This is a genomic window from Streptomyces sp. NBC_00386 (genome assembly GCF_036063235.1).
Taxonomy (GTDB): domain Bacteria; phylum Actinomycetota; class Actinomycetes; order Streptomycetales; family Streptomycetaceae; genus Streptomyces.
The window spans coordinates 2615879-2639411 of the sequence record NZ_CP107950.1; the positions used below are offsets into that span (position 1 = coordinate 2615879).

Genomic DNA, 23533 nt, shown 5'->3' on the forward strand with positions numbered 1-23533 from the left:
GAACCGACCAGAAGTCGTGTCAGGCCCCCACCACCCGACCCGCGGCGCTGTGCAGGACTGACAGCCGCATCATCCATTGATCAAGAGATCCACACCACACTCCCTTCGGAGGGGCGCGCACTCCCCCGTACCGTCGTGGCCATGAGCCCCACTCCCCTCGCACGACGACTGCGCCTCGGTCTGCCGCGGCGGGTGTTCGCCCAAGTGCTGCTGATGCAGATCGCGATCGCGGTGGGAGTCGCGGTACTCGCCACCGGGCTGTTCCTGGCCCCGCTGAGCGCACAGCTGGACGACGAGGCCATGCGGCGCGCTCTCGCGATCGCGCAGACCACGGCCGCCCAGCCGCAGATCGCCGTGGACCTCCAGCGGACGGCCCCCTCCAGGACCGGCCCCGTGCAGGCCGAGGCCGAGCGGATACGGAAGGCGAGCGGTGCCGAGTACGTCGTCGTGATGGACATGCGGGGCATCCGCTGGTCGCACAGGTCCCCCGCCCAGATCGGCAAACCGGTCTCGACGAGCCCGAAGCAGGCCCTGGCCGGCAGGGATGTCATGGAAATCGACACCGGAACCCTGGGGCGGTCCGCACGGGGCAAGGTGCCGCTGCGCGACGCCGGCGACCGGATCGTCGGCGCGGTGTCGGTGGGTATCAAGTACGGCAGTGTGCGGGCCCGGCTGATCGACGCGATCCCGGGACTGTTCGCGTACGCGGGCGGAGCCATGGCCGTCGGCGCGCTGGCCGCGTATCTGATCTCCCGCAGGGTCCAGCGACAGACCCGTGACCTGGCCTTCTCCGATATCGCGGCGCTGCTGGCAGAACGCGAGGCGATGCTGCACGGCATCCGGGAGGGCGTGGTCGCCCTGGACCGCGGCGGTCGCGTACGCCTTCTGAACGACGAGGCGCAGCGGCTCCTCGGGGTCGGCGCCGAGGCCATCGGGCGGCCGCTCGACGACGCGCTCGGCCCGGGCCGTACGACGGATGTGCTGGCGGGACGCGTCACCGGAACGGACCTGCTCACCGTTCGCGGCCAGCGCGTCCTGGTCGCCAACAGGATGCCCACCGAGGACGGCGGAGCTGTCGCCACCTTGCGCGACCGGACCGAACTGGAGCAGCTCGGCCGTGAGCTCGACTCCACGCACGGCCTGATCGACGCTTTGCGCGCACAGGACCATGAGCACGCCAACCGGATGCACACGCTCCTGGGGCTGCTCGAACTGGAGATGTACGACGACGCCGTGGAGTTCATCGGGGAGGTGGTCGGCGACCACAGGGTCACTTCGGAACAGGTCACCGAGAAGATCCACGATCCGCTGCTCGCCGCCCTTCTGGTCGGCAAGGCGACCGTGGCGACCGAGCGTGGCGTGGCACTGTGGGTCTCGGACCGGACGCTGCTGCCGGACCGGCTGGTCGACCCGCGTGGGCTCGTCACCGTCGTCGGCAACCTGGTCGACAACGCGCTCGACGCCGTCGCGGGCACACCGCACGCGCGTGTGGAGGTCGACTTGCACGCCGAGGGGCGGACCGCCGTGCTGCGGATACGGGACACCGGGCCCGGCATCCCCGAGGAGCGGCGGGAGTTGATCTTCACGGACGGCTGGAGCACCAAGCAGCCGCCCGCACACGGCAAGCGTGGAATCGGCCTCTCGCTGGTGCGGCGCCTCGCCGAGCGGCAGGGCGGCAGCGCGGAGGTGGCCGACGCGGACGGCGGCGGCGCGGAGTTCATCGTCGTCCTGCCGGAGGCGCTGACCGACCCGTCCCTCGCGCCGAAGGACGCCACCGAAAACACCGGGAACACCTGGAGTGCCGAGAACACCGGGACCGACCGGAGCACCGGGTACCCCTACGGGGAGTCGTGATGATCCAGGTCCTGGTCGTGGACGACGACACGCGGGTCGCCCGCGTCAACGCCGCCTACGTGGAGAGGGTGCCGGGATTCCGTGTCGTGGGGCAGGCGCACAGCGCGGCCGAGGCGCTGCGCCGCGTGGAGGAGCTTCCGCGCCCGGACCTGGTCCTCATGGACCATCACCTGCCGGACGAGACAGGTCTCGCGGTCGTCCAGGAGATGCGCCGACGCGGGCATCAGATCGATGTGATCATGGTGACCGCCGCGCGTGACCTCGCGACCGTCCGGGCGGCGTTGCGGCAGGGCGTACTCCAGTACCTGGTCAAGCCGTTCTCCTTCGCCGGGCTGCGCGCCAAACTGGAGACGTACGCGGATCTGCGACGCACGCTCGACCGCGGTGGTACGGCCGAGCAGTCCGATGTGGACCTGATCTTCGGGACCCTCTCGGCAGGCGTCGTGCCCGACCTGCCCAAGGGCCACTCCCCGCCGACGGCCGAACTCGTACGACGCGCCCTGTTGAACGCGGAGGGCTCGCTGTCGGCACAGGAGGTCGCGGAGGAGACCGGACTGAGCCGGCAGACCGCACAGCGCTATCTGAAGCTCCTGGAGCGTACGGGGAAGGTTCGTCTGACCCTCCGATACGGCGACGCGGGCCGCCCGGAGCACCGCTACGCCTGGGCCACCCGCGCCTGAGGGCACCTCCGACGAAGCGGAAAAACGGCCGCCCCGTCGCCCGTACGACCGGCGGGGGGAGCACGGTCGTACGCACGGCGGGACGGCTCGGCGTGTATCGGCTGCGGATGGTCAGCCGACCGCCTTCTTCACGAACTCCGTGGTGTACGTCTTGCTCAGGTCCACGTCGGCGTTCCTGATGTTCGGGTTGAACGCCTTGAGGACCTTCTCGACGGTCTCGGGACCGTTCTCGGGCATCACCCCGTCCTCGGTGAACATCGGCAGCGTGCTCTCGATCGCCCCGGCGTACAGCGTCTGGTTGCCCTGGGAGTAGTCGGCGGGCATCTTGGCGGCGATCTCGGAGGCGCTGTGCCCGGCCATCCACCGGAGGGTCTTCACGAAGGCGTTCGCGAGCTTCTGGACCGTCTCCTTGTGACCGTTGACCCAGTCCGTCTGCATGTACAGACTTGACGAGGGGTACGGCCCGCCGAGCGCCTTCTGGGAGCCCTCGGGCGTGCGCATGTCGATGAGTACCTTGCCGAGCTTCTTCTCCATGACCGTGGCGACGGTGGGGTCCGTCGTCATGCCGCCGTCGATGGCGCCCTTCTGGAGGGCGGAGACGAACGTCGGGCCGGCACCGACGGCGACCGGCGTGAACTCGCTGACCTGCACACCGTTCTTGACCGCGAGGTACTTCGTGAGGAAGTCGGTCGAGGAGCCGAGTCCGGTGACCCCGAGCTTCCTGCCCTTGAAGTCCTTGGGTGAAGTGATGTCGCCCGCACGCTTGGCGGAGACGATCTCGACCTCACCGGGAGCGTGCGAGAACTGCACGACGGACTCCACCGCCTTGCCCTTGGTCTGCAGGTCGAGCGTGTGGTCGTAGAAGCCGACGGCTCCCTGCACCTGTCCCGACACGAGGGCGGTCTCGGCCTGGACTCCGGCCGGCTCGCTGAGGAGCTCGACGTTCAGACCGGCGTCCTCGAAGTAACCGAGCCTCTGAGTGAGCATCGCCGGCAGGTAGATGACCTTGTCCAGCCCACCGACCATGATCTTGACGTGCTCCCCCTTGCCGCCACCCCCGCCGCTGCCGGAGTCGGCCGTCGTGCTCGCCGCGTCATTGGCACAGGCGGTGAGCGAGGAGAGAGCGAGGAGACCGGCGGCTGCCAGCGCGGAGTATCTGGCGGTCTTGCGCATGGTGGTTCACGTCCTTGTGAGTGAAGGGGAGGCCGTGCGTGCGTACGGCGGGATGGTGCGTACGGGTGGGGCGGGATCGTGCGTACGGGCGGACTCGTACGTGTGCGAGGAGGAGGTCGTACGTGCTTGCCGGGGTGAAGTCAGCGGTCGGATTCCGACGGCTTCCAGCGGAAGATGCGGCGTTCACCGAACGTCAGCAGTCCTTCGGCGACCAGGGCGACGACGGCGAGGATGACCATCGCCGCGTACACCCCCGCCGCGTTGAAGGTGCCCTGCGACTGGGCGACGAGCAGGCCGATGCCCTTGGTGGCGCCGATGTACTCGCCGACGATCGCGCCGATCAGCGCGAAGCCGAAGCTGACATGGAGGCTGGTGAAGATCCACGAGGTGGCGGACGGTATGACGACCTGCAGCGTCACCCTGCGGTCGCTCGCTCCCAGGATCCGGGCGTTGGCCACCAGGTTCCGGTCGACCTCCCGGGCGCCCTGGAAGGCGTTGAAGAACACCGGGAAGAAGACGAGCACCACGGCCGAGGCGACCTTGGAGGCGGGTCCGAGCCCGAACCAGATCACGAAGATGGGCGCGAGGACGATCCTCGGTATGGAGTTGAGCACCTTGATGTATGGACCAAGAATGTCCGCGAGCAAGGTGATACGCCCCAGGGCGATGCCGAAGAGCACACCGGCGACCACACCGATGACCCAGCCGAGCAGCGCCTCGTGAAGCGTGTACCAGATCTGCTCACCGAGAGAACCGAGCGCGGTCCCGTGCATCACCCAGGTCTGGATCTGTTCCCAGATCTTCGAGGGCATCGAGAAGTTGAACGGGTCGATGACCTCGGCCCGCGAGAGGACCTCCCACAGGCCGAGCACGGCGACCAGGAGCAGCACCCGGGCGGTGCCCACCACGATCCTGCGTCTGCGGGCGGCACGGGCGCGGGTGTGCGCGCGGCCCTGAGTCTTGGCCGTTTCGACGACCGGAGCACTGAGAACGTCAGGCGACATCAGCGGCGCCCCTTTCACGGGTGATGCGGACCTCTTCGCCGAGGGACTCCCAGATCTCGCGGTAGATCTCGATGAACCGCGGCTCCAGACGCACCGATTCGACCTTGCGCGGCCGCGGCAGATCGATGTCGAAGACCTGCTTCACGGTGGCCGGACCCGCGGTCATCACGACGACCTTGTCGGCGAGCGCGATGGACTCCTCCAAGTCGTGGGTGACGAAGACGACCGAGGCGCCCGTGCCTGCCCACAGCTCGAGAAGTTCGTCGGACATCAGCGCCCGGGTCTGCACGTCGAGCGCCGAGAACGGCTCGTCCATCAGCAGGATCTCGGGGTCGTTGACGAAGGTGGCGGCGAGGGCGACGCGCTTGCGCTGACCACCGGAGAGCTGGTGCGGATAGCGGTCCTCGAAGGCCGCGAGCCCGACCCGGGCGAGCCACTCCCTGGCGCGTTCCCTCGCCTCGGCCTTGGGCACGCCACGGAACCGGGGCCCGGCCATCACGTTGGACAGCACCGTGCGCCAGGGAAAGGTGGCGTCCTGCTGGAAGACGAAACCGACCTTGTCCCCGACGCCGGCGACCGGCTCCCCGGCGACCAGGACCTCGCCCTCGGTGGGCTCCTCAAGACCGCTGACCAGGGTCAGCGTCGTGGACTTCCCGCAGCCGGTCGGTCCGACCACCGCCACGAACTCGCCACGGCCGACGGTCAGGTCAAGGTCCCTGACGGCTGTGTGCAAACCCCCCGACGGGGTCTTGAAGATCTTGCTCGCGCCCCGCAGCTCGATGGCGGGGCTGGTGTCTGTGCTCATGGCCCGGACGGTAGATGTGGTGCGGGCCACAACATCAGTCTTGTGGGCGCAAGGCGTTCTTCTGCTCGCAAGGGTCTGTTGTGCTCATTTTGCTCGCGCTACAACAGCGGAGCCGAAACACGGGCGCAACATACGCCCAGGCCTTGAGAGAAAGAGGCCCGATGATTGACGTCCTGGTCGTGGACGACGACTTCCGCGTCGCCGAGATCAACGCGAAGTACGTGAGCAAGGTTCCCGGGTTCCGGGTGGCCGCCCGCGCGCACAGTGCCGCCCAGGCTCTGGCCGCGATCGAGCGCACTCCCGTCGATCTGGTGCTGCTCGACCACTATCTGCCGGACAGGACGGGACTCGAGCTCGTTCACCGGATGCGGGAGAACGGTCACGGCACCGACGTCATCATGATCACCGCGGCTGGCGATGTGGCCACCGTACGGGCGGCGATGCGCCTGGGTGCCCTGCACTACCTGATCAAACCGTTCACGTTCACCGCCCTGCGCACACGCCTCGACTCCTACGCCGCGCTGCGCCGTACCGTCGACCGGGTGGGCGGCCGCGGTGTGACGGGCCAGGAGCAGGTCGACCGGATCTTCGGAGCCCTGCGCACCGCACCCGCGCCGTCCTCCCTCGGGCTCCCCAGCGGGCACTCGGAGCCCACCACGGACCTGATCTGCGATGTGCTGCACCAGGCGAGCCAGCCGCTGTCGGCCCACGAGGTGGCCGCCGAGACCGGCCTGAGCCGATCCACCGCCCAGCGCTATCTGCGGCACCTGGAACAAGCGGGGCGGCTGCGCCTCTCCCTCAAGTACGGCGACACGGGGCGCCCGGAACACCGCTACGCATGGGTGGCGCCCTGAGCCGGCACTCCCCCGACAGCTGGATGCCGTCTGGATCATGCCGTCTCAGGGCGGTCGCTCTCGGCCCTCAGACGGCCCCGGCGCCCGTGAGCGCGCGGACCTCGATCTCGGCGTGCTTGGCCTCGTCCGGCGGCTCCGCCGAGGTGACGGTGCCGAGCCAGCCGGCGACGAAGCCCAGGGGGATCGAGACGAGCCCCGGGTTCTGAAGCGGGAAGTACTGGAAGTCCACGCCCGGGAAGAGCGATTCGGGACTGCCCGACACCACCGGCGACAGCAGCACGAGCACCACCGCGGGCACCAGGCCGCCGTAGACGGCCCACACGGCGCCACGCGTCGTGAAGGACCGCCAGAACAAGGAGAACAGCAGAACCGGCAGGTTCGCGGACGCGGCGACGGCGAAGGCGAGCCCGACCAGGAAGGCCACGTTGAGGTCGCGGGCCAGGAGGCTCAGGCCGATGGCGATCACGCCGATGCCGACCGACGCGGCACGCGCCACCGCGACCTCGCTGTGCGGCTTGGCGCGGCGGCGACGCGACGAGGCGTACAGGTCGTGGGCCACGGCCGCCGAGGACGCGAGGGTGACTCCTGCGACGACCGCGAGAATCGTGGCGAAGGCGATGGCGGCGACGGTCGCGAACAGCACTGTTCCTCCGGTGGAGTTGGCCCCGCCGCCCAGATCCAGGGCCAGCAGCGGAACGGCGGTGTTCCCCGCGGCGTTCGATCCGCGCACCGCCTCGGGACCGACGACGGCAGCGGCAGCGAAGCCCAGCACGATCGTCATCAGGTAGAAGCCGCCGATGAGCCCGATCGACCACAGCACCGAGCGCCGGGCGGCCCGCGCGGTCGGCACGGTGTAGAAGCGCGACAGGATGTGCGGCAACCCGGCGGTGCCGAGCACGAGTGCGAGCCCGAGGCTCATGAAGTCGAAGCGTGCCGTCCAGTCACCGCCGTATTTCAGCCCGGGTGCGAGAAAGGCCTGGCCGTGGCCGCTGCGCCCCGCAGCTGTGCGCAGCAGTTCGTTGATGTCCCCGTGGAACCGCATCAGGACCAGCACGGTGAGAACGATGGCCCCGCCGATGAGCAGAACCGCCTTGACGATCTGGATCCAGGTCGTCGCCCGCATCCCTCCCATCGACACATAGATCACCATGAGCGCGCCGACCCCGATCACCGTCCAGTTGCGCGCCGCGTCACTCGTACCTCCCAGTAGCAGCGACACCAGGCTGCCCGCGCCCACCATCTGCGCCACCAGATACAGAACGGACACCACCACCGAGGACGTTCCGGCCGCGACCCGCACGGGCCGCACGTCCATCCGGGCCGCGACGACGTCCGCGAGCGTGAACCGGCCGCAGTTGCGCACCAGTTCGGCGACGAGGAAAAGAACGACCAGCCAGGCCACCAGGAATCCCACGGCGTACAGCAGACCGTCGTAGCCGTACAGGGAGATGAGTCCCGTGATACCGAGGAAGGAAGCAGCCGACATGTAGTCCCCGGAGAGGGCAAATCCATTTTCCATCGGCGAGAACAGCCGCCCGCCCGCGTAGAACTCTTCGGCCGAACCGTGCCGGTGGCGACTCACCCATGTCGTGATCCCTAGTGTCACCGCGACGAACGCGCTGAACAGGAGCAGGGCCAGGGTCTGATGGTGGCCGCTCACCGCTCACCACCCCTGACGTTCCGCGTCATCTCCTGGGTGTTCCAGCGCAGTTCCAGCGCGGCCCGGTCACGGCGCAGCCGCGCGTGCCGCGCGTACGCCCAGGCGAGCAGGAACGTCGTGAGGAACTGTCCGAGTCCCGCGAGCAGTGCCACGTTCACGACACCGACGACGGGCCGCGCCATGAACCCCGGCGCGGTGGTCGCGGTCACCACATAACCCACGTACCAGGGGAAGAATACGGCGACGGCCGGAATCACGAACCTGCGGTACCGGCCGCGTACTTCCTGGAAGGCGGCACTGCGCTGCACCTCCAGGTAGACGAGGGCGGTCCCGCCCGGTCGTCCTTGGTGCTCCGAACGAGCGGCTGGCACGGCGGGAGCGAGCGCGCCCGTACCGTCCAACTCGCCCCAGCCGGAAGCGAGCGCGTCGTACCAGGGGTCGTCGAACCGGACCTCCCCCGTGTCGCCGCCGTCGTGCTTGTCCACCGAACTCTCCTTGTCCGCGACCCGTTGCTGCCGCGTGCCCAAGGATGTGCAGATCGGAGGGCTCCCTGACTCCTGTCTCCGCGCTCTTCACCCCATCAGGTGACTTCATCCCGCGGGCGGCCGTACGAGACCTTTCCCATAGGCGTAACGGACTGCTTGAGCACGGTCTTTGAGACCTGCCTTGGCGAAGAGATTGTTGATGTGGGTCTTCACGGTGGCCGTGGACACATGGAGCTTGCGAGCGATCTCGTGGTTGCTGAGGCCCTCGGCGATGAGCAGGAGCACCTCCGTCTCGCGCGAGGTGAGCCCGTCCGGGGCCTCCGGAGGCGGGCCGGGCTCCGGTTCCGGGTCCGACAGCCGCTCCAGCAGCCGTCGTTGGATGCTCGGCGAGAGCCCCGCGTCTCCGGAGAGCACGCTCTCCACGGCCCGCACGATCTCGTCGCCTCCCGCGTCCTTGGTCAGATAGCCGCGGGCTCCGGCGCGCAGCGCGGGGAACAGCGACTCGTCGTCCGCGAACGTCGTGAGCACGACGACCTGGGTCCCGGGATGCTCGGCACGGATGCGCCGGGTCGCCTCGACCCCGTCGCATCGAGGCATGCGCAGATCCATCAGCACGACGTCCGGGGCGAGTTCGGCCACCAGCTCCACCGCCTCGGCCCCGTCACCGGCCGCTCCGACGACCTCGATCCCGGGCAGCAGTCCCAGCAGCATCACAATGCCCTCGCGCACGACCGTCTGATCGTCCGCGACCACGACCCGCGCCGGTGCCCTGCCCTCCGCCCGCTCGGTCATACCGGCACCTTCAGCGTCACCACGAACCCCTCCTCGCCCGGTCCTGCGTCCAGCGAGCCGCCGAGCAGCTCTGCGCGCTCCCGCATCCCCAGCAGACCGTACCCGGCACCCGAACCGCCGAGTTCGCCCGGTTTTCCACCCGAATCCCGTACATCCAGCGTCACTTCGTGCTCTCCGTAGTCCAGCCGGATGTGGATTTCGGCTCCCGGAGCGTGTTTGCGTACGTTCGTCAGTGCCTCCTGCGCGACTCGGCGCACCGCCTGGGAGGCTTCCGCCGGCAGCGGCTGACGCTCCCCGGTCACCGTGACACCGGCGCGGTCGGCGGTGGCCACGAGTTCGCCGAGGAAGTCCTCCAGCGGCGACATCTCGCCCCGGAGCGCGGAGAGTGCCTGCCGGGTCTCCGAAAGCCCTTCACGGGCCATTCCCCGTGCCGCCACGACCCGTTCGAGGATGATCTCCCGGTCCGCTCCTCTCTCGATGAGCAGTCGTGCCGCCTCCAGATGCACGAGCTGCGCGGACAGGCTGTGGGCCAGGACGTCGTGGATCTCCCTGGCTATCCGCGCTCGCTCCGCGAGGGCCGCGGTCTCCGCCTCGGCCACGCGGGCCACGCGTTCCTGGGCCAGCAGCCGCTGGGCACTCGCCCGTGCTTCCGCGTCGAGGCGCAGGACGTATCCCGCGAGCGCCAGGCCCACGGTGGTGGCCGCGGTGGTCAGCCAGGCGTCGTTGTCCAACATCGCGTAAGCGCTCAGCGCCACCGCCATGGCCGGGAGGGCCGCCGCGAGGGGCAGCCGTTCGATGGCGGCGACAGCAATCCCGCACAGCAGGACGAGCGCCGGAATCCGGAAGCCCGCGCTGTGTCCCGCAGCCGCGACCGCCAGGAGCAGAGCGAGCAGTACCAGGGACGGCAGCAGACGGTGTTCCAGTGTGGTCCGCCAGAAGCCCCAGGCGAGGAACCCGCACACCGCGATCCCCGTGATGCCTCCGGCGAGCGCCCAGCTGCTGAGCTCCGGGTTCGTGAGTGTCGTGGCGACGAGCACGCCGAGGACGATGGCGCGCGTGACCCGGGAGAGCACACGGCGGGCCTTGTGCACACCCACACGCGACAGTGCCTCACGAGAGGGCCAGCGCATCCAGGCGTTGTCCGTCACAGGCGCTCCTTCCTCAGGACGCGGCCGACCCCGTCACCGTACGCCGGGCCCTGCCCGGTCACCGTCGGCCGCAGGGCCCGCGCCCGCCAGGTCAGGAGCCCGGAGCGGACCAGCAGGGTGGCCGCCAGGCCGAGCATCAGGGCGGAGGAGTTCTGGTGCACACCGAGCAGGGCACCTATGCCGAACAGACCCAGCCGCAGACAGATGCCCACGCCCCAGACGGCTCCGGCGGCCCTGGTGCTCCTGCTCCACACGGCGCCGTCCGGCTCGGTCCATATCCGCGTCGTCCACGCCCATCCGGCTCCGATGGCCAGCGCCGTCACCAGTTCCGTGCCGAGCAGGAGGGACGCCTCGATCTGGTGGTGCGGGTCGATCACGCCGGACTCGCGCATCGCCATGACGGCGAGGACGGCGGGCACGATCCACCAGCGCCGGTCCGAACTGATCCGGCGTGCGCTGAACTGGCGCGCGATCACCACTACGGCGACAGCGAAGATCACCACGGCATTCATGAGCCCGGACATGCGCGGCCTCCGTGAGCGGGAAACGGGTGTCCGCAGCGAGCGCTGCCGACCCCATCGACGCTACGGAAATCGAGCCCCCGGGAGATCGGCGCCCGGGTGGATCGCGGGTGGATCCCCCGCACCCGCGTCTCTCCACCCACGGGTGGATCCCACCCGTACAGCGCCCCGACCAGGCGGCCCGAGCCCGGACCCAGACGACCTAAAGCCTGGTTCGCCCCCTGGGGCTCCGCCCCAGAGCCCGCTCCTCAAACGCCGGAGGGACTGGATTTCCCCCCGCACCCGAGAACGCACTGGAGCCGATGGGCGGGTCCGACGGCCTGGACCCTGCCTCCCAGACGATGGGTGCGTCGGAGGGGCTGAAATCTGACCCGCGGCCGAAAGGCCGACCGGAGCGGATTGATTTCGCGCACGGGAGGCGCCACGCCCAAGCCCTCACGTGCCCGCGGTCAGAGCGGCCGGAGGGCTCTCTGGACCCACGATGTACCCTCAGGCGGCGACGCGCGGGAGTGCTGTGCCTGTACATCACATGCCCGTCGCTCACGTCCGGACCGAGCTGTCGCTCCCTGCGAAGCCCGCATCTGATCCGACGGCGACGGGCGGATGTACCGGCACGGCCCCCATTCACCTAGCGGGCCCACCCGGAATGCGCCCGGAGGGCTACGCGTCGATACGCGACCGGTCCAGCGTCGCGGCAGAGCTCGAGATGAACTCCTTGCGCGGCGCCACGTCGTTCCCCATCAACAGGTCGAACACCTGCTCGGACGCCTCCAGGTCGGAGATGTTGATCCGGCGCAGCGTCCGGAACCGTGGATCCATCGTCGTCTCGGCCAGCTGATCGGCGTCCATCTCGCCGAGACCCTTGTACCGCTGGATCGAGTCCTTGTAACGCACACCCTTGCGCTGCAGCTCCAGCACCGTCTCCCGCAGCTCACGGTCCGAGTACGTGTAGACGTACTTGTCCTGCCCCTTCTTGGGCTGGCTGAGCTCGATCCGGTGCAGCGGCGGAACCGCCGCGAACACCCGCCCCGCCTCGACCATGGGCCGCATGTAGCGCTGGAACAGCGTCAGCAGCAGAATCCGGATGTGCGCGCCGTCGACATCGGCGTCGACGAGGAGAATGATCTTCCCGTAGCGCGCGGCGTCGATGTCGAAGGTCCGCCCTGAGCCGGCCCCTATGACCTGGATGATCGCACCGCACTCGGCGTTCTTCAGCATGTCCGTCACGGACGCCTTCTGAACGTTGAGGATCTTGCCCCGGATCGGCAGCAGTGCCTGGAACTCGGAGTTCCGGGCCAGCTTCGCCGTACCCAGCGCGGAATCGCCCTCGACGATGAACAGCTCGCTGCGCTCGACGTCGTCACTGCGGCAGTCGGCGAGCTTGGCGGGCAGCGAGGAGGACTCCAGGGCCGTCTTGCGGCGCTGCGCGTCCTTGTGCTGCCGGGCTGCGATCCTCGTGCGCGCGGCGGCGACAGCCTTCTCCATGACGACCCGCGCCTGCGCGGCCTCGTCCCGCTTGGCGGAGGTCAGGAACGCCTTGAGTTCCTTCGTGACCACGTTCGTCACGATGCGGCGGGCGGCCGAGGTACCGAGGACCTCCTTCGTCTGCCCCTCGAACTGGGGCTCGGCGAGACGCACCGTGACAACGGCCGTGAGGCCCTCCAGCGCGTCGTCCTTGACGATGTCGTCCTCGGCGACCCGCAGCAGCTTCTTGGTCCGCAGGACCTCGTTCATCGTCTTGGCGACGGCCTGCTCGAAGCCGGCGACATGGGTGCCGCCCTTGGGCGTGGCGATGATGTTCACGAACGACTTCAGAGTCATGTCGTATCCGGTGCCCCAGCGCATCGCGACATCGACGCCCAGCTCACGCGTGACCTCGGTGGGGGTCATCTGCCCGTGCTCGTCGAGGACCGGGACGGTCTCCTTGAAGGTCCCCTGCCCGGAGAAGCGGAGGACGTCGCAGACCGGCTTGTCGGCGGCCAGGAACTCACAGAACTCGCTGATGCCGCCGTCGAAGCGGAACGACTCCTCGCCCTTGCTGCCGCCCTCGCCGAGCCCCAATTCGTCACGGACGACGATGGTCAGGCCCGGCACCAGGAAAGCCGTCTGGCGGGCGCGCTGGTGGAGGTGCTCCAGGGAGAGCTTGGCGTCCTTGAGGAAGATCTGGCGGTCGGCCCAGTAGCGCACGCGCGTGCCGGTGCGGGTCTTCGGGATGCGCTTGAGCTTGCGCAGCCCGCTCGACGCGTCGAAGGCGGCGTCGGGGCCGTCGGCCTTGAAGGCTCCCGGGGTGCCTCGGCGGAAGCTCACGGCGTGGGTGTTCCCACTGCGGTCCACCTCGACGTCCAGACGGGCGGAGAGCGCGTTCACCACGGAGGCGCCCACGCCGTGCAGACCGCCGGAGGCCGCGTACGAGCCGCCGCCGAACTTTCCGCCGGCGTGCAGCTTGGTCATGACGACCTCGACGCCGGAGAGGCCGGTCTTGGGCTCCACGTCGACGGGGATGCCGCGGCCGTTGTCCCGCACCTCGACGGAGCCGTCGTCGTGCAGGGTCACATCGATGTGGTCGCAGTAGCCCCCGAGGGCCTCGTCCACCGAGTTGTCGATGATCTCCCACAGGCAGTGCATCAGGCCACGGCTGTCGGTCGACCCGATGTACATGCCCGGGCGCTTCCGCACTGCCTCGAGCCCCTCAAGGACGAGCAGGTGCCGCGCGGTGTAGTTGGAACCGTCACGGTCTGCTCCGGTCAGCAGCGCTGTGGACGGCACGGACGTATCGGCGGTCACGCGGTTCGCTCCTCGCTGAATTTCATGGGAGACCCTTTTGGGTAAGGGCCCGGCTTCGGTCGCCGTTCAGAGGGTACCGAGGCCTGGTAGAGCCGTTGTAGCACCACCCTCGCATGAACTCACCCTAGTCCAGGATCGCATGGGTGTTCGATCCCTCGATGGAGTGAAGTACATATCACGTTCCCTTCGAGGCATGAACCATTTAGGCTCCGGGCACGTCCTCATGAACAACCGGCAATCCAGCCGGGAGGACCGACACCCGACAGACAGCGCGAACCCGTACAGACACAAAGACACGCAATACGGCTCATTCGCCGCCAACCGGCAGCAGACAGCTGGCTCGAAAGAAAATTTCGAGGAAAAGCCGCGAGCGGGAACGTTTTCGGCCTGGTTGGATGTTGACCCTGGTACGACAGCTCGTCGAGCTAGAGAAGAGGCGACGTGACTACTGTTCTGACCCCCGCGAGCCCGCTGACGGCCGCTGACCGCTGCGACCGTTGCGGCGCCCAGGCATATCTGCGCGTCGTCCTCCTGAGCGGCGGAGAACTGCTCTTCTGCGCCCACCACGGTCGCAAGTTCGAGCCGGAACTCAAGAAGATCGCCGCTGAGATACAGGACGAGACGGAGCGGCTCACGTCCGTTCCCGAGAGCGTCAACGACGAAGATCGCTGACCCTTCGCATCAACGACGAGCGGGTACCGGCGACAGGCCGGTGTGCGGGCGGTCACACCCTGGATACAGGGTGTGACCGCCCGCACTCGTATCGCATCGCCGAGAGGTCTCAGCGGCCCGCGTTCAGCGCCTGGACAGCCTCTGACACCCGCGTGTAGACACCAGGGCTCTCCGCACGCCCACAGCCGCTCCCCCAGGACACCAGGCCGATGAGACGGCCCTGGGCGACCAGCGGCCCGCCACTGTCCCCCTGGCAGGCGTCACGGCCGCCCGCCGGCTCTCCCGCGCAGACCATGGACGCCGCGTCGTAGGTCCCGGACTCGTCGCCGGGGTAGGCCCGCTCGCACGCGGCGTCGGGAAGCACGTGCACGTCGGCGGCACGCAGGCTGCTCGCATAGTCGCCGCCGCCCGTCAGGTCGCCCCAGCCGTAGACGACGGCGGCGGTCCCCGGCTCGTACGCCCGGTCCCCCGAGGCGGCCATACGGATCACGGAGGAGGCCGGCAGCGGCTCGGCGAGCGTCAGTACGCCGAAGTCCCCGGCGTTCGTATCACTGTCGTAGTGCGGGTTGACCCAGACGTCTCGTACGGGGATCTCCTTGCCGTCCTCGGACGTCAGGTCCCCGCGCCCGGCGATGACCTTCAGATCGCCCGCGTCGCGCGGTGGCGCCCCCAGCACATCCTCGCCGAGGCAGTGGGCCGCGGTCAGGACCGTGGTCGGGCCGATGACCACTCCTCCGCAGAACTGTCCCGCGCGGGTACCCCCGAACCGGTCACGACTGGACAGTGCGACCGTCCACGGGCTCTCGGAGATCCGGACCGGACGGCTTCCTATGACAACGCTGTCGGAGGACGCCAGGGCGGGGGTCGTCAGTGATATCACCGCTGTGGCGGCCGCAAGGGCCAGGGTCGGGGCGTAGGGACGGCGCATGCGCGCTCCTCACACTGGGAGGGTCTTGGAACACCCAGAGTGATCCAGCGAGCGAGGGCACGCACTCCGCGCATACGGCGAGGGCCCGACCCCCCAGAGGAGGTCGGGCCCTCGCCGACATGCAGCCGAGGCCTAGTCGAGGTAGTCGCGCAGCACCTGGGAACGCGACGGGTGACGCAGCTTCGACATGGTCTTGGACTCGATCTGGCGGATCCGCTCACGGGTCACGCCGTACACCTTGCCGATCTCGTCGAGGGTCTTCGGCTGACCGTCGGTGAGACCGAAGCGCATCGAGACGACACCCGCCTCACGCTCGGACAGGGTGTCGAGTACGGAGTGCAGCTGCTCCTGGAGGAGCGTGAAGCTGACCGCGTCGGCCGGCACGACAGCCTCGGAGTCCTCGATGAGGTCACCGAACTCGCTGTCACCGTCCTCGCCCAGCGGCGTGTGCAGAGAGATGGGCTCACGGCCGTACTTCTGGACCTCGATGACCTTCTCGGGGGTCATGTCGAGTTCCTTGGCCAGCTCCTCCGGGGTGGGCTCACGGCCCAGGTCCTGGAGCATCTGGCGCTGGACGCGTGCGAGCTTGTTGATGACCTCGACCATGTGCACCGGGATACGGATGGTGCGGGCCTGGTCGGCCATGGCGCGGGTGATCGCCTGACGGATCCACCAAGTGGCGTACGTGGAGAACTTGTAGCCCTTGGTGTAGTCGAACTTCTCGACCGCGCGGATCAGACCGAGGTTGCCCTCCTGGATGAGGTCCAGGAAGAGCATGCCGCGACCGGTGTAGCGCTTGGCCAGGGAGACCACCAGACGGAGGTTGGCCTCCAGAAGGTGGTTCTTGGCGCGGCGGCCGTCCTCGGCGATGATCTCGAGCTCACGCTTGAGCTTGGGGGCGAGCTTGTCGGCGTTGGCCAGCTTGTCCTCGGCGAACAGACCGGCCTCGATGCGCTTGGCGAGCTCGACCTCCTGCTCGGCGTTGAGCAGCGGGACCTTGCCGATCTGCTTGAGGTAGTCCTTGACCGGGTCGGCGGTGGCACCGGCGGCGGCGACCTGCTGCGCGGGCGCGTCGTCCTCGTCCTCGTCGGACAGGACGAAGCCCTGGGCGCCGTCCTCGGTGGGCTCCTCCGCACCGGCCTTGCCCGGGGTCTCCTCGGCCGTCTCGTCGTCGACGAGCTCGGCGTCGTCCTTCTTGGCGCTCGTCTTCTTGGCCGCCGTCTTCTTGGCGACCGTCTTCTTGGCGACGGCCTTCTTCGCCGTCGTCTTCTTGGCTGCGGTGGGCTTGCCTGCGGAGGCGTCCTCAGCCGAATCGTCGGCGAGGGCAGCCGGAGCCGCCGTGGCGGTGGCCTTCTTGGTGGTCACCGTCTTGGCCGCCACGGTCTTGGTGGCGGTGCGCTTGGCCGGACTCTTCGCTGCGACGCTCTTTCGGGTGCGCTTGGGCTCCGCGGCACTGACCATCAGCGTCACACCCTCTTCCTCGAGGATCTGGTTGAGGCTGCGCAGTACGTTCTTCCACTGAGTGGCCGGAATCTGGTCAGCTTCGAAGGCCCGACGCACGTCATCGCCGGCGATCTGCCCCTCAGCCTTTCCCCGCTCGATGAGCGCCATGACAGAGACGGACTCGGCGATCTCCGGCGGGAGCGTACGGGATGTGCTGGCCGACACGAACAACCTCTCGGAACGTTGAAAAACGGCTTCCGGCCCCGTCCACTGCGGACAGGAACCGACGACCGCCGACTGGGGATGGGCCGACGGCGCGGGCGGGGGCCGGGAAGATGCACAGCGCCACACACGGCGTCTGTATTCCTTCCTCGGCTATCACCTCTTAGGTCATCGCGCTGCTCCGAAGAGCGTTACGCCCAATCTGCGTGGCCCGAGTCACACCCCGTAAGTGCCCAAAAGATGACAGATCATATCAATCCAGGTTAGTTCATGATCCGCCGACCGGTCGCACCGTCGGGACCTCACCTCATCCACGAAGGATTTGGCGAGATCCCGACGGGTGATGACTCACGGGTCCGACGCCGCCACGGACGCACACGCGCCCCGGACCGCGTCACCCTCGGCGCGCGATCAGTGCTCGCGCGGCGCGGGCACGACACGCTCCACCTCGGGGTGGACGGTGAGGAGCTGCCGCATGGCCGACTCGGCCGCCGCACCGTCGGCCGCCGCGAGGGCGTCGACGATGCGCGCGTGGTGACCCAGCGAGGCCTCGTTCGGCCGGTCACAGCCGGCGACCGGGCCACCGGAGACCTGGAGCGCCGCCGACACGATCCCCGAGAGGTGTTCCAGCATCCTGTTGCCCGCGAGCTGGATGAGCAGCGAGTGGAACTCGGAGTCGGCACGCGCGAAGGTGAGTGCGTCACCCTGTGCCATGGCGTGGCCCATGATCTCGACCATGTCGCCGAGCCGCTGCTGGACCTCCTCACGTCCATGTCCGGCCGCGAGGCGCGCGGCGAGCGGCTCGATGGTCCAGCGGAGCTCGCTCAGCTCGCGCCGCTGGTCGTCCCGCTGCGGCCCGAAGGCTCGCCATTCGATGATGTCCGGGTCGAGGAGGTTCCAGTCGCTGACGGGACGCACGCGCGTGCCGACGTTCGGGCGGGCACTGACCAGCCCCTTGGCCTCCAGTACGCGGAGGGACTCACGGACGACGGTCCGGGAGACCTCGAACCGCTGGCCGATCTCCTCGGGCACGAGCGGACGGTCCGCGCCGAGGTCTCCGGAGACGATCATCTGGCCGAGCTGCTGGACGAGCTGGCCGTGCAGTCCGCGTCCGCGGCTGCCGGTGGCGCGTCGGCCGACACGGCCGAGCTCCGGTTCGGCGCTCTCCCACGCAGGAGGGCCGACGCGGTCGGCACCGGACGCGTCGGCATAGGGGTAACGGTCGAGTTCGCCCGGTCCGGCGAGGCCGGAGTCTGAGGAACGGGCGGCGGTCATCATGGTCTGCGCAAGGGTACTCACGGGTCTTTTGTCGGCGCCTACTCCAACTGCCTTGAGGTCTTTGGTGAAAAGCACACGAAAGGGTGATCGCTCACACCGTCGCAATTGACGCCTTATCGGAAAGAAATGGGCGTTCTTCGGGGAGTTGTGCGCACAGGGAGAACGGAAGGGTGCGGACGGTCGTCATCGGACTCGGCTCCGCAGGGTCGTGAGCAGATATGCGCAGAGCAGTGCGGTCAGCGACAACAGCAGTGCCCCGCCCACGGGTTGGGCCAGTACCCGCACACCGGCAGCCAGGTAGCGCTCCCCGCCGAACGGCCACTGCACGAGAACCAGTTCCCGAAGCCGCTCCGGGAATCCGGCTGCCGACCGCACAGACGGCCCCCACAGAACCTTTTGTACGAGGGGTACGACGATGACCGGCACGGCGAGGACCGCCGCGAGCCCGGCGGCGGTGGACCGGAAGATGCCGGCCGCCAGCACGCCCGCCCACGCGCAGCCCATCACGAGGCCGAACCAACTCGCGCTCAGTGAGAGCCAGTCCGACGGAACTCCGGTGAGCTCCCGTCCGTAGACGAGGTAGAGCATTTCGAGGTCGCATCCCACGGTGAGGAACGCCAGCATCAACGCGGTGGCCGAGGCGACGAGGAGCTTGGCGGTCAGCAGTCCCAGCCTGCGCGGGACGGTGCCGCGGTCCGCGGCCAGGGCGGGGTGGCGGAACTCCTCGCCGAAGGCGACGGCGCCCAGCAGCCCGGCGCCGAGCGCGGCAGGCGGGAGCGGGAGTTCGCGCGGCCACGCTGCCAGCAGGCGCGGCTGAGGCGTGTGACCGATTCTGGCCAGGAGGACGGACAGGAGGACCGAGGTGACGAGAACAGCGGCGGCGGTGAGGTAGCCGGTGCTGACACCGGCGGCCCTGCGCAGTTCGTAGCGCAGGGGGCGCAGCGGGCTCCGGGCCTGGCGTACGGCGATGGGGGGCGGAAGGGCGGACAAGGCGTCCGCTCCTGATGTGTCGGCAGTGCCCGGCTCGTCGGCGGGATGCTCGCCCTCGTCCGAGGACGCCGCAGCCGCCGCGAGACCCATGTCCCCTGTCTCGTCGGCGAGTTGGTGTACGAGGATGCCGTGCCGGAAGGCCGTCTCGCCGACGTCGGCGCAGGTGCTGCCGTACACCGAGAGCCGGTTGCCCTCCTCACGCACGACTTCCACGGAGCGCCGCGCCGTGCGGGCTTCCTTGGTCAGGAGGGAGCCGAGCCGGGCGGCGTGCGGACTGCGGACGGCCACGCGCGGCCGGAGCCGGGTGCGGGCGAACTCCGCGGCCTTCTGGTCGGCGACCAGGCGTCCCTGCTCCAGGGTGACGACCCGGTCGGCGGTTCGCGCGGCCTCCTTGGGGTCGTCCGTCGTGAACAGCACCGTGCCGCCCTGGGTCGCGTGGGCGCGCAGAATCCCGTGCAGCCATCGTCCTTCCCTGACGGACAGGCCGTCCGAGGGGCCGTCGAGCACGAGGGTGTGAGGGTCGGGCAGGAGCGCGCAGGCCAGTCCGAGCCGGCGGTCCATGCCGCGGGACAGTGTGCCCAGACTCTCGTCCCGCAGGCTGACGAGCCCGACCACTTCGAGGACTTCGTCCGCGCGGCGCACGGGTACCCCGGCGGCGGCGCACAGCATGCGGAGCTGACCGCGGACCGTACGTGCCGGATGGCCCGGCACCTCGCCCAGGAGTACGCCGACCTCGCGCGAGGGATGGGCGATCCGATGCAACGGCCTGCCTCGGAAGTAGGTGATTCCGCGGCCCCGCTGGAGTTCGAGCATGAGTCTCAGCGCCGTCGTCTTGCCCGCGCCCGGGGCTCCGACGAGCGCTGTGACGTGGCCCGCGCGTGCCTCGAAGGACACGTCGTCGACGGCGGGCGGACGCGCCTTGCGCATATTGCTGGTCAGTCCGATGGCCTGGATCACTCACAGCAAGATAGCGCGACATTTCGGATTTTCCGGGCGCCATGCGGCTCACCTCCGGCGGGCCTCGCAGGTCCGGCGAGCACGCCGGGGCCCGTGGGCCCGGAACCGTGTTCGCCGCCTCCCTCAGACCTCGGGGCGCAGCATCGGCGGGTTGAGCAGCGTGGCGCCGCCCGCGCGGAACAACTGGGCGGGGCGGCCGCCCTGGCGTGTGGTCGTGCCCCCGGTGGGCACGAGGAAGCCCGGCGTACCGGTCACCTTGCGGTGGAAGTTGCGCGGGTCGAGCACCACGCCCCACACGGCCTCGTAGACGCGGCGCAGCTCACCGACGGTGAACTCGGTCGGACAGAAGGCGGTCGCCAGAGACGAGTACTCGATCTTGGACCGGGCGCGCTCCACGCCGTCCGAGAGGATCTGAGCGTGATCGAAGGCGAGGGGCGCCGCCTGTTCCCCGTCCCGCCCGTACCCGCCCTGCTGCAGCAGTTCCTCGACCGGTGCCCAGCGCGCGCTGTTCGCGTCGCCACCCGCGCGGGGAGCGGGGAGGTCGGGGGCGAGGGCGAGATGCGCGACACTGACCACACGCATCCGGGGGTCACGCTTGGGGTCGCCGTAGGTCGCGAGCTGCTCGAGGTGTGCGCCGTTGTCCTGTGCGGGCACGGAGGGGTCGTGGGCGCACAGGCCCGTCTCCTCGGCCAGCTCGCGTGCCGCGGCCTGGGCCAGGTCCTCGTCGGTGCGTACGAAGCCGCCGGGCAGTGCCCATCGCCCCTGGAACGGCTGCTCGCCCCGCCGTACCGCCAACGCGCACAGGGCATGGCGGCGCACGGTCAGTACGACCAGGTCCACGGTCACGGCGAAGGGCGGAAAGGCTGACGGGTCGTAGGGCATGCCGCGATCATAGTCGTCTTCCTGACGATAAACACCTCCTTCGAGAGCCCGGTCCATGGTTGATCGACTTCCGTTTCTGACCGGCAGCCCTGTCGGCTGTGCTGCCGGTCAGGTACGCGTACCGCGACGTCATACCCCCAACTGCAGTCCGTCGCCCGCTTCCTCGACCATGGCGAGCCCGAGTCTGCTGACGCGCACGGAGAAGGGAGCGCCCGAGATCCTCAGGCCCGTCAGCACGATCTCTCCCAGGGGCGCGGCCCGGAACGGGCGCAGGGTCACCGTGCCCGCGGGCGCATCGGGGCGGATGCCGGCCAGGGAGCAGAGCAGCATCACCCCGGCGGCGGCCGAGGTGGCCGCGGGCCGGGAGGCGGCCGGATGGGGAAGCGGTGCGCTCCCCCGTGTGCGCTGCTCCCCCGCGTACATCTCGGGCAGTCTGCCGCCGAAGGACTCGGCCGCGGCCAGGAGGCCGCACAGCAGCGAGCCGGCCTCCTTCTCGTGGCCCGCGTCGGCGAGTCCCGTGACGGCGACGGCCGTCTCGTGGACACGCACCGCCCCGCTGCGATGACCGAACGGGTTGTACGCCGCCTCATTCGCCCCGAGGCTGCGCAGCCCCCAGCCCGAGTCCATGGCCGGGCTGCCGAGGAGCCGCGCGAGCTGTTCGGTCCGCGCCTTGTCGAGCAGACCGGGAGCCGTCTCTCCCGAACCCGACAAGCCGGTGTCGAGGAGATGGGCTGTGCCCGAACCGAGCTGGGGCACGAGGCGCCCGTCCTGGGTACGGGCGGCGGCCGGTCGGCCACCGGTCAGGTCCTCGACCCAGAAGTCGTCACGGAACGCCGCCCGCACCGCCTGGGCCCACTGCCGCAGCCCCGTGCCACCGGTCCGACCGTGCGCGTCGAGCAGACCGGCGCCGAGCAGGGCCGCGCGATGCGCGTGTGCCTGCGTCTCGCAGCGGAACGGTCCGCCCGGCTGCGGGTCGGGCAGATACGTGCCGTCGCCGACCGTGGTCCGCAGCCATTCCAGACACCGCTCGGCCGCGGGCAGCAGTTCCTCCACCTCCCGCTCGGCCAGCCCCCAGCGCCAGGCCTCCGCGAGCAGGACCGGGAACAGCAGGGTCGCCTCGGTCGCCGTGCAGCCCGGCGGCAGGTGCGGCCCGCTGTCACGGAGCGGTCCCGGAATCAGTCCGGAGTGCGGTCCCGGACCGGCGACCTGGGTGCGGGCGAGGGTGCGCAGCGTGCCCGCGGCGAGACGCGTGCCGAGCGGCAGGGTCATCCGGGCCGCGGCCAGCGCCTCGGCCGGCGCCAGTCCGCAGCGCCAGGGCGCTCCCGCCGCGAGGTGTGTGTCGGCCGGATGCCGGGGGTCGCGCAGCAGCAGGGCCCGCAGGTCATCGACACAGATGCTCAGAAGCGCTTCGGTTCCGGGCTCGTCGCTCAGCACCCGGGCCTCGGCGAACGGGCTCGCCGCGCCGCGGCCCACCGCCCTGACCGGCCCCTGACCGTCCGGTCTGATGCGCAGTTCCACGGTGAGGGTGCCGCCCGGTGGCAGTTCGAGTTCCCAGCGCAGCATCCCCGCCGAGGCCAGGGCGTCGGTGGGCGGCGGGTCGGCGGAGACGGTCACGTGGCCGGCGGGGCAGGACCAGCGCAGGCCGGCGGCGTGGACAGTGGCGGGCAGTTCGGGCCCTCCCCGTCCCGAGGCGACGTCGCCCAGGTCCGCGAGATCCGTCCCGAGGGCGACCTCGACGGGCAGCCGCAGGGCCCGAAGGGCCGAGCTGCGCAGGGTGATCCGTTCGATGCCCTCCGCATGGCGGGTTCTCTCGACGACCACGTCCGGATCCGGACCGGTGTCAGGGGCGGCGCGCAGCGTGCCCACGAAGCGGGCCCGGTCGGCCGCGAGCATCCGGGCCTGCATCGCGAGCGGTTCCCGGCCCGCGACCCGGACCAGGCAGCGGGACAGAGTCCGTCGGCCCGCCATGTAGAAGCCCTCGAGGCCGCGGCCGGTCAGTTGTCCTTCCTCCGTCGAGATCACCAGTCCGGGAAGGGCGGCACAGATCAGGGTGGTGTGGGCCGGCGGCAGGTCCGCCGGCCGGCCCGGCACGGGAAGGGACGTCCGGGGAGTGCCGGGTCCGCGCCCTGCCGGGACGAAGGGCGCACCCGCGTCGCGGCCCGGGCGTGGGGCTGCCGGAGCGCCCCCGCGTCCGGCGGGCTGCACGGGCTCGTGCCCGGTCGGACGGCCGCCGTCGGGTGCCGAGGACGGATGAGGCATGGGCATGGGGTGGCTTCCTCCGCGCTCGGTGCGCCTGGAGCGCGCTCCGCTCCGGGTGGGGGCTCCGCGGGGTCGCGGGCGTTGCGGCGGCGCAATCCGGCCAGGGATTCCGCCACTCAGGTGAACGGGACAGCCCTGTCCG

At 69.8% G+C, this 23533-nt stretch carries 19 protein-coding genes; 4 read left to right on the top strand and 15 right to left on the bottom strand.

From position 1 onward, the window contains the following. Positions 1–141: 141 nt before the first annotated feature. Positions 142–1854 (top strand): sensor histidine kinase, encoded by a 1713-nt coding sequence (locus tag OG780_RS11315; RefSeq protein ID WP_328447209.1) that lies wholly within the window; start codon positions 142–144, stop codon positions 1852–1854. After that, positions 1854–2534: a response regulator gene (locus OG780_RS11320; protein WP_328447211.1), complete on the top strand. Its 681-nt coding sequence runs from the start codon at positions 1854–1856 to the stop codon at positions 2532–2534. Before OG780_RS11315 ends, OG780_RS11320 begins: the two co-directional genes overlap by 1 nt. Before the next feature lie 111 nt (positions 2535–2645). Here the strand turns inward: OG780_RS11320 and OG780_RS11325 are convergent, their stop codons facing one another. From OG780_RS11325 to OG780_RS11335, 3 genes are all read right to left on the bottom strand, one after another. After that, positions 2646–3707 carry an ABC transporter substrate-binding protein gene (locus OG780_RS11325; RefSeq protein ID WP_328447214.1) on the bottom strand — a complete coding sequence of 354 codons (1062 nt, stop codon included), beginning with the start codon at positions 3705–3707 and terminating at the stop codon, positions 2646–2648. 140 nt (positions 3708–3847) lie between these two features. Next, complete coding sequence (locus OG780_RS11330; RefSeq protein WP_328447216.1) at positions 3848–4711, bottom strand: ABC transporter permease; 864 nt, start codon at positions 4709–4711, stop codon at positions 3848–3850. Further along, a complete protein-coding gene (locus OG780_RS11335; protein ID WP_328447218.1) occupies positions 4701–5516 on the bottom strand; it encodes an ABC transporter ATP-binding protein in 816 nt (271 codons plus the stop codon). Before OG780_RS11335 ends, OG780_RS11330 begins: the two co-directional genes overlap by 11 nt. 161 nt (positions 5517–5677) lie before the next feature. Between OG780_RS11335 and OG780_RS11340 the strand changes: the two genes are divergently transcribed. Beyond that, entirely contained in the window at positions 5678–6370 is a 693-nt protein-coding gene (locus OG780_RS11340; RefSeq protein WP_328447220.1) for a response regulator, read from the top strand. 67 nt (positions 6371–6437) lie between these two features. Here OG780_RS11340 and OG780_RS11345 read toward each other — a convergent pair whose 3' ends face one another. The 6 genes from OG780_RS11345 to OG780_RS11370 all read right to left on the bottom strand — a co-directional run bounded on the left by OG780_RS11345 (position 6438) and on the right by OG780_RS11370 (position 13760). Then, positions 6438–8030, bottom strand: a complete 1593-nt coding sequence (locus OG780_RS11345) for a solute symporter family protein (protein ID WP_328447222.1) — start codon at positions 8028–8030, stop codon at positions 6438–6440. Beyond that, entirely contained in the window at positions 8027–8515 is a 489-nt protein-coding gene (locus OG780_RS11350) for a DUF485 domain-containing protein (protein WP_328447224.1), read from the bottom strand. Before OG780_RS11350 ends, OG780_RS11345 begins: the two co-directional genes overlap by 4 nt. Positions 8516–8620: 105 nt before the next feature. Next, the gene (locus OG780_RS11355; RefSeq protein WP_328447226.1) at positions 8621–9307 is read right to left on the bottom strand and encodes a response regulator transcription factor; all 687 of its coding nucleotides are present in this window, start codon (positions 9305–9307) and stop codon (positions 8621–8623) included. Further along, positions 9304–10455: a sensor histidine kinase gene (locus OG780_RS11360; protein ID WP_328447228.1), complete on the bottom strand. Its 1152-nt coding sequence runs from the start codon at positions 10453–10455 to the stop codon at positions 9304–9306. Before OG780_RS11360 ends, OG780_RS11355 begins: the two co-directional genes overlap by 4 nt. Continuing rightward, on the bottom strand, positions 10452–10979 hold the full coding sequence (locus OG780_RS11365; protein ID WP_328447230.1) for a DUF1453 domain-containing protein: 528 nt from the start codon (positions 10977–10979) through the stop codon (positions 10452–10454). The genes OG780_RS11360 and OG780_RS11365 overlap by 4 nt, the downstream gene beginning before the upstream one ends. 657 nt (positions 10980–11636) lie before the next feature. Then, positions 11637–13760 (bottom strand): DNA gyrase/topoisomerase IV subunit B, encoded by a 2124-nt coding sequence (locus OG780_RS11370; RefSeq protein ID WP_328447232.1) that lies wholly within the window; start codon positions 13758–13760, stop codon positions 11637–11639. Positions 13761–14201: 441 nt separating this feature from the next. On the opposite strand from OG780_RS11370, the gene OG780_RS11375 reads away from it, so the two are divergent. Continuing rightward, on the top strand, positions 14202–14432 hold the full coding sequence (locus tag OG780_RS11375; RefSeq protein ID WP_103549626.1) for a DUF7455 domain-containing protein: 231 nt from the start codon (positions 14202–14204) through the stop codon (positions 14430–14432). A 109-nt stretch (positions 14433–14541) separates the two neighbouring features. Here OG780_RS11375 and OG780_RS11380 read toward each other — a convergent pair whose 3' ends face one another. From OG780_RS11380 to OG780_RS11405, 6 genes are all read right to left on the bottom strand, one after another. Continuing rightward, on the bottom strand, positions 14542–15360 hold the full coding sequence (locus OG780_RS11380) for a S1 family serine peptidase (RefSeq protein ID WP_328447240.1): 819 nt from the start codon (positions 15358–15360) through the stop codon (positions 14542–14544). Between the two features lie 132 nt (positions 15361–15492). Further along, positions 15493–17028: an RNA polymerase sigma factor gene (locus OG780_RS11385; RefSeq protein ID WP_328447242.1), complete on the bottom strand. Its 1536-nt coding sequence runs from the start codon at positions 17026–17028 to the stop codon at positions 15493–15495. Positions 17029–17436: 408 nt separating this feature from the next. Then, positions 17437–18324: a FadR/GntR family transcriptional regulator gene (locus OG780_RS11390; RefSeq protein WP_328447244.1), complete on the bottom strand. Its 888-nt coding sequence runs from the start codon at positions 18322–18324 to the stop codon at positions 17437–17439. Positions 18325–18486: 162 nt separating this feature from the next. Further along, a complete protein-coding gene (locus tag OG780_RS11395; protein ID WP_328447246.1) occupies positions 18487–20250 on the bottom strand; it encodes an ABC transporter ATP-binding protein in 1764 nt (587 codons plus the stop codon). A gap of 123 nt (positions 20251–20373) precedes the next feature. Further along, a complete protein-coding gene (locus tag OG780_RS11400) occupies positions 20374–21132 on the bottom strand; it encodes an NUDIX hydrolase (protein WP_261707644.1) in 759 nt (252 codons plus the stop codon). Positions 21133–21261: 129 nt separating this feature from the next. Beyond that, positions 21262–23397, bottom strand: coding sequence for a glycogen debranching N-terminal domain-containing protein (locus OG780_RS11405; RefSeq protein WP_328447256.1), 2136 nt, complete (start codon positions 23395–23397; stop codon positions 21262–21264). Positions 23398–23533 lie beyond the last annotated feature (136 nt).

Bases quoted from the DNA above. Each gene is read 5' to 3' on its own strand.
- OG780_RS11315 (WP_328447209.1), top strand. From the start codon at position 142: ATGAGCCCCACTCCCCTCGCACGACGACTGCGCCTCGGTCTGCCGCGG.
- OG780_RS11320 (WP_328447211.1), top strand. From the start codon at position 1,854: ATGATCCAGGTCCTGGTCGTGGACGACGACACGCGGGTCGCCCGCGTC.
- OG780_RS11325 (WP_328447214.1), bottom strand. From the start codon at position 3,707: ATGCGCAAGACCGCCAGATACTCCGCGCTGGCAGCCGCCGGTCTCCTC.
- OG780_RS11330 (WP_328447216.1), bottom strand. From the start codon at position 4,711: ATGTCGCCTGACGTTCTCAGTGCTCCGGTCGTCGAAACGGCCAAGACT.
- OG780_RS11335 (WP_328447218.1), bottom strand. From the start codon at position 5,516: ATGAGCACAGACACCAGCCCCGCCATCGAGCTGCGGGGCGCGAGCAAG.
- OG780_RS11340 (WP_328447220.1), top strand. From the start codon at position 5,678: ATGATTGACGTCCTGGTCGTGGACGACGACTTCCGCGTCGCCGAGATC.
- OG780_RS11355 (WP_328447226.1), bottom strand. From the start codon at position 9,307: ATGACCGAGCGGGCGGAGGGCAGGGCACCGGCGCGGGTCGTGGTCGCG.
- OG780_RS11365 (WP_328447230.1), bottom strand. From the start codon at position 10,979: ATGTCCGGGCTCATGAATGCCGTGGTGATCTTCGCTGTCGCCGTAGTG.
- OG780_RS11380 (WP_328447240.1), bottom strand. From the start codon at position 15,360: ATGCGCCGTCCCTACGCCCCGACCCTGGCCCTTGCGGCCGCCACAGCG.
- OG780_RS11400 (WP_261707644.1), bottom strand. From the start codon at position 21,132: ATGCCCTACGACCCGTCAGCCTTTCCGCCCTTCGCCGTGACCGTGGAC.
- OG780_RS11405 (WP_328447256.1), bottom strand. From the start codon at position 23,397: ATGCCCATGCCTCATCCGTCCTCGGCACCCGACGGCGGCCGTCCGACC.